Genomic DNA, 6,385 nt, shown 5'->3' with positions numbered 1-6,385 from the left:
ACTTGTGCGCACGGGCGCTGACCTGGGGCCGTGGCTGGTCGAGCGCCGCGTCACCGCGATCTCCACGGTTCCCGGCCTGCTGGCGCTGTGGCCGGACGCGGCGCTGGACCGGGTACGGCTGCTCGTCGTCGGCGGCGAGGACTGTCCGGGCGAACTGGTCGAGCGGCTGGGCGCGGGCCGGGAGATGTGGAACACCTACGGCCCCACCGAGACCGCTGTGGTCGCCTGCGCCTGCCGTCTGCGGCCCGGTGAACCGGTGCGCATCGGCAGGCCGCTGGACGGCTGGATGGTCGCCGTGGTGGACCCCCACGGCCGACCGGTCCCGTGGGGCGCGACCGGTCAGCTGGTGATCGCCGGAGTGGGCACCGCCCGCTACCTCGACGACGCACGGGACACGGAGGCGTTCGGCACCCACCCCGTACTGGACGGGCGGCGGGCCTACCGCACCGGTGACCTGGTACGGGCCGACCCGCAGGGCCTGGTGTTCCTCGGTCGCGTCGACGACCAGGTAAAACTCGCCGGGCGGCGGGTGGAACTCGGTGAGATCGACGGCGCCCTGCGAGAACTGCCGGGGGTACGGGCCGCCGCCGCTGCCGTCCGCAGCACCACGGGCTCGGACCAGGTGCTGGTGGGATACGTGGTCCCCGAGCGTCCGTCGGGCGACGGCGCGCCCCGCTTCGACGTGGCCGCCGCCCGCGACCGGCTGGGCACCCGGCTCCCGGCGGCGCTGGTGCCCAGGATCGTGGTCGTCGATGATCTGCCCAGGCGTACGTCGGGCAAGATCGACCGGCGGGCACTGCCCTGGCCGCCACAAGGGGACGACGGTCCGCACGATGACGCGCTGGACGGGACCGCCGCGTGGCTCGCGGCGCGGTGGCGGCGGCTGCTGGGCGTCGCCGTGACCGGCGAGTCGGACTTCTTCGCGGTGGGCGGTACCAGCCTGACCGCGGCCCGCTTGGTTTCGGCCCTGCGCGAGCGGTACCCGGAGGTCTCCGTCACCGACGTCTACCGCCACCCGACGCTGCGCGACCTGGCCGACAGACTTGACGCGCAGTCGCGGCGGAGCGAGCCACACCGTGTCGTACGGCCCACCCCGCGCCGGACCGGAGTGCTGCAGTTCCTCTTCCTTGTCGTGCTGTCGACCGTCGCCGGACTGCGCTGGCTGCTTGTGCTGGCCACCCTCAACAATCTGGCGGGTCCGCTGGCGGGCACCGCGCGACTGTCCTGGTGGCTGATCGTCGTCAGCTGGCTCGGCCTCTACAGCGCACCGGCCCGTGTGGGCATCAGCGCGGGAGCGGCGCGGCTGCTCACGTCGGGTGTCCGGCCAGGAACCCATCAACGGGGTGGTTCCGTGCACCTACGGGTGTGGGCGGCGGAGCGCATCGCCACCACCATGGGTATCCCGACACTGCTCGGGACACCGTGGGCAGCACTGTTCGCCCGGGCCGTGGGGTGCTCGGTGGGCCGCGACGTGGTGCTGCACGCCCCGCCGCCGGTCACCGGGCTGGCGGACTTCGGGGACGGGTGCGCCGTGGAGCCGGAGGCGGACGTCAGCGGCTGGTGGCTGGACGGTGACGCGTTCCGCCTGGGCACGGTCCGCGTGGGCGCCCATGCCCGGGTCGCGGCCCGTGCGACGCTGCTTCCCGGCGCGAGCGTCGGGGCCGGAGCCGACATCGCCCCCGGCGCCTGTCTCACCGCGGAGGCGCCGCCCGGACGGATCTGGAGCGGCAGCCCGGCGCGACCGGCACGTGGAGACAACGTGGACGGCCACGGCCCGGATGCGCACGGCGCCACGCGGTCACGCGGCATCTGGTGGCCCACGGCGTACGCGCTCGCCGGTCTCGGGTTCGACGCCATCCCCCTGCTCGCCCTGCTCCCCGCGCTGGTCCTCTTCGCGAACGCCACGGGCGACGGCGTGACGCCGACCGCCATCATCCATCAACTGCCGTGGGCGGCACCGATCGGTGCGGTGCTGACCACGGCCAGCTACGCGGCCCTGGTCGCGCTGGTCGTACGCGTCACCGGTGGCGCGCTGAGGCCGGGTTCACATCCGGTGTACGGCTCGGTGGCGTGGTGTGCGTGGGTCACCTCACGGCTGATGGATCAGGCCCGCAAGCTGCTGTTCCCCTTCTACGCCAGCCTGTTGACCCCGCTGTGGCTGAGACTGTGCGGCGCGAAGGTTGGCCGTCGGGCGGAGATCTCCACGGTACTGACGCTGCCGCAGCTGACCCGGATCGAGCACGGTGCCTTCCTGGCGGACGACACGTTGGTCGCGCCGTTCGAACTGCGTGGCCGATGGCTGCGGTTGGGCAGGTCCGCGGTCGGACGGCGGGCGTTCGTCGGCAACTCCGGCATCGTCGGGGCGGACCGTGCGCTGCCGGACCGGGCCCTGGTCGGCGTGCTGTCCGACGCGCCCGCGCACCTGGCTCCCGGCGCCTCCTGGCTGGGGCGCCCGGGGTTCACCGTGCCCCGCCACCCGGAGGCCGCCGATCCACGGCTCACGTTCCACCCGCCGAGGCATCTGGTACTCATGCGCGCCACGGTCGAGGCGTGCCGCCTGGTTCCGCTGTTGTGCGTGGCCGTACTCGCTGATGCCTTCTTCCTGGCGTTGACCGAACTGACCGACGCCGTCGGCTGGTTGGCGGCGATAGCACTGGTCGGTCCGCTGTTCATGGCCGCGGGTGTGCTCGCCCTGCTGACCACGACCGCGGCGAAGTGGCTGCTGGTCGGGCGCTTCACCGTCGGCCGGCATCCGCTGTGGAGCTCGTTCGTGTGGCGCAACGAGCTGTACGACACCTTCGTGGAGACCCTCGCCATGCCCTGGCTGGGCCACTACCTGGTGGGCACACCGATGTTGAACGCCTGGCTGCGCACCCTCGGCGCGCACATCGGCCGGGGCGTGTGGTTGGAAAGCCACTGGCTGCCGGAGACCGACCTGGTACGGCTGGACGACGCGGTGAGCGTCAACCGCGGCTGTGTGCTGCAAACCCATCTCTTCCACGACCGCCTGCTGCGCGTCGACACCGTGCGTCTGGGCCGCGGCGCCACGCTGGGGCCGCACTCCATCATCCTGCCCGGCGCGACGCTCGGCGACGGCACCGTGATCGGTCCCTCGTCCCTGGTGATGCGGGGCGAGCATGTGCCCGCCGGCAGCCGTTGGCTCGGCAACCCCGTGGTGCGTTGGCACACCCCCTCATGACCTCCCGGTGACCGCCAACGCCTCAGATCGCGGCGGCAAGTTCGCCGACGGCTTCCTGCCACAGCGCGGGCAGTCGCCTTATTTCCTGGTGGGCGATCTGGGTGGTGAACGAGACCGACGCGCCGGTGTCGTGGGTGCACAGCATGCTGGTGAGCAGATGCCCTCCGACCAGCGGCGGAATCGCCGCGGCCGTGGCCACCGGCGCGCCCGCCACCGCGAGGGGTTGGCGGATGCGTAGCGAGGTGGCGCACAGCAGGGAGTCCACAGGGGACACCGGTTCGGGGATACGGCGCAACAGCTGTTGTTCCGGCACCCGGTCCAGTCGGTCACGGGTGCGTTCACGGTGGGCGGGTGTCTTGACTGCGGACGTCTGACGGGTGACCTCTGCCAGCCGCCGCACGGGGTCGGGCTCGGTGACGGGCAGCAACAGTCGCGCGTTGCCCACGTGGTTGCCCAGGGCGGGATCGTCACCGGGCTGCCGGATGGACAACGGCACCCGCACCGGGATGTCATGGCCGCGGTCAGCGGGCGGCAGCCACCAGCGCAACGCACCGGCGAGCGCGGCCAGATAGGCGTCGTGCACGGTGCTCGTGCCCGCGCCGGCGGCGGCACGCAGCAGGTCGAGCGGCACGGCCGCGGTGACAAGAGTGCGCTGGCCGGTGGTGGGAAGGCTCGGCGGGTCCGAACCGATGAACGGTTCAGGCCGCCCGTCGGGCTCGGCCGTGTCCTCGTCGGTCCGGCTGCCGGGGGCGTCGCCGAAGAGCCGCTGCAACGCGTGTGCGGCGCCGACGCCGTCCTGTGCCGCCTGGTGCACAAGGTAACCGAGCAGGTACGTGTCCGGCTGGGCGCCGTCCAGTACCCAGAGCCCCCACAACGGCCCTGCTCCGGACACCGGTTGGTTGGCGAGGGCGGTCAACGCCCGGGTGTACGGGTCCGGTCCGGGTGGCAGCTCAAGGCGGTGGACGTGCGCGCCGGCGTCGAAGTCCTCGTAAGGCTGCCAGCGCTCCTCCCGGGTCGGCCCGGTGAGGTGCCAGGACAGGCAGGGCACTCCCGCGGCCCGCCGCTGGGCCAGGGCGGCGAGCTGGCGCAACGGCGGCATGGGGCCGTTGACGCCCAGCAGCACACCGAAGGTGTACCCGTCACCGGGGCGCCGCCGTGACCACTCCAGCATCGCCCGGTCCATGGCGAGGCTGCTCACCGCGTCGGCTCCGCTGGACTGTTCCGCGCCCGATGTCGCGGCAGGTGCGCTCGTACCAGTCGTATCCGGGTGGACATGTCCACTCCCGCTTGCCACTTGTCCGCTGTCCTCTCCCCCACCGTTTCCGGTCAACGGCTGCAACGATCCCTGGCTTGGCGGGTAACGGGTCGTGACCGTAACCAGATTGAAACCTGACGCGCCCGCCATCGGTGAACGCCCACGAGCGTGCCGGCCACTTTGCGCGGATCTTGAGGGAACCGTAGGTATGTCCCCCTCGTCCCCGCTAGCGAGACTCCAGCAAGATCGGCAAGGCCGCATCGGGCTGGGCATCAGTGAACGAGCCGCCGGGGTCCACGGGTACGGCGGCTCACGGGCGCGAAGGAGACGTCGGTGGTGGGGAAGTCCCCTGACAAGTCGGAACGCACGGAGTCGTCAGGGGAGACGGCGGCGAAGCCCGGAACATCGCCGTCCGAGCCGCTCGGTCCCGAGCCGGGTGCGGACGGCGAGCGGACCAGCGAGTTCGTGCCGTTGAAGCCGTTGGACGGCCCCCCAAAGCCGCCGGTACGCGAGCCGGTAGGCGAGGAGGCGCCCGCCCCGGCGCCGGATCAGCCGCCTCCCGCGCAGGACGCCCGGCGGGAACAGCCGCCCCTCGACCTGCTGGCACAGCTCACCAACGCCCCCGCGCCCCCCGGCACGGTCGCACGTACCGTCCGGCGGCGGTTGAGGATCTGGACCCCGCTGGTGGCGCTGCTCGCCCTGGTCTTCGTGACGGTCCAGGCGCTGCGTCCGCTCCCCAATCCCAAGTTGGCGCTCACCGGCACCACGCGGTACACGTTCCAGGGCGCACGGCCCGAACTGCCCTGGCCGATCGAGGGCCAGGCGGTGGTGGACATCGACGGCCTCGGGCGGATGGGCTCGTACGGGGACATGAGCCCACTGCCGATCGGCAGTGTTGCCAAGGTGATGACGGCGTATCTCGTCCTGAAGGACCACCCCCTGAAGGAGGCGGAAGCCGGTCCTGACATCACCGTCGACCAGAAGGCCGAGGACGACTACACCAACGGCGTCCCGGAGAAGGAGTCGGTGGTGGAGGTCAGGAAGGGCCAGCAGATCTCGGAACGGGAAGCCATCGAGGCGATCATGCTGCCGTCCGCGAACAACGTGGCCCGGCTGCTGGCCCGTTGGGACGCCGGTTCGGAGCAGGAGTTCATCAAGAAGATGAACTCCGCCGCCGCGGAACTCGGAATGACCAAGACGCAGTACACCGACGCCAGCGGCCTTCTGGAGTCCACCGTCAGCACGGCCGAGGACCAGGTGAAGCTGGCGGAAAGGGCGATGGCCGACCCGGTGTTCCGGGCGATCGTGAAGATGCCGTCGTACGACTCCACCACCACTTCCGGCGGCAGCACGGTGGAGACGGCGAAGAAGCAGAGCAACTTCAACAAGCTCGTTCCGCTGTACGGCGTGGTGGGCATCAAGACGGGGTCGACGACGAAGGCCGGAGGCAATCTGCTTTTCGCGGCCGAGAAGACGGTTGGCGGCACCAAGCAGTTGATCATCGGCGCGGTGTTCGGACAGCACAAGCCCAGCGTGATCGACACCGCCACGCAGTACAGCAAGGAGCTGATTCTGGCGGCGGGCGAGCAGTTGAAGGTTGAAACGGCGGTGCGAAAGGGCCAGGTCGTGGGCACTGTCGACGACGGTCTCGGGGGCAGTACCCCGATCGCCGCGGCCGGCGACATGGCGGTTGTCGGGTGGCCGGGCGCCACGGTGACACTGGACATCGACGACAACGGCAAGGGAGTTCCGCACCAGGCGCAGGCCGGTACGCGCATCGGCTCGCTCACCGCGGGCGCTGGTACGGGCCGGGTGGCGGTGCCGGTGACGCTGAACGCCGATCTGACCGAGCCGTCGTTCGGCTCGAAGCTGCTGCGCCTCGGCTGAGGGCTGCCGGATTCGGCCCGGCGGCGAACGGAGCGCGGTCCGGT

3 protein-coding genes are annotated in these 6,385 nt (G+C 71.5%); 2 read left to right on the top strand and 1 reads right to left on the bottom strand.

Going from position 1 to position 6,385, the window contains the following annotated elements:
- On the top strand, nt 1-3,199 hold a 3,199-nt coding region (locus O5O46_RS31175; RefSeq protein ID WP_269858992.1), incomplete at its 5' end, for a Pls/PosA family non-ribosomal peptide synthetase.
- Between the two features lie 22 nt (nt 3,200-3,221).
- Here O5O46_RS31175 and O5O46_RS31170 read toward each other — a convergent pair.
- Nucleotides 3,222-4,397 carry a wax ester/triacylglycerol synthase domain-containing protein gene (locus O5O46_RS31170; protein WP_269858991.1) on the bottom strand — a complete coding sequence of 392 codons (1,176 nt, stop codon included), beginning with the start codon at nt 4,395-4,397 and terminating at the stop codon, nt 3,222-3,224.
- Between the two features lie 393 nt (nt 4,398-4,790).
- Between O5O46_RS31170 and O5O46_RS31165 the strand changes: the two genes are divergently transcribed.
- Nucleotides 4,791-6,341 (top strand): D-alanyl-D-alanine carboxypeptidase, encoded by a 1,551-nt coding sequence (locus tag O5O46_RS31165; RefSeq protein WP_269858990.1) that lies wholly within the window; start codon nt 4,791-4,793, stop codon nt 6,339-6,341.
- Nucleotides 6,342-6,385 lie beyond the last annotated feature (44 nt).

The organism is Streptomyces sp. RPT161 (assembly GCF_027533845.1).
In the GTDB taxonomy this organism is placed as follows: Bacteria; Actinomycetota; Actinomycetes; order Streptomycetales; family Streptomycetaceae; genus Streptantibioticus_A; species Streptantibioticus_A silvisoli_A.
Note: the sequence above shows the minus strand (reverse complement) of the source record. Positions and strands in the feature narration are given on the sequence as shown.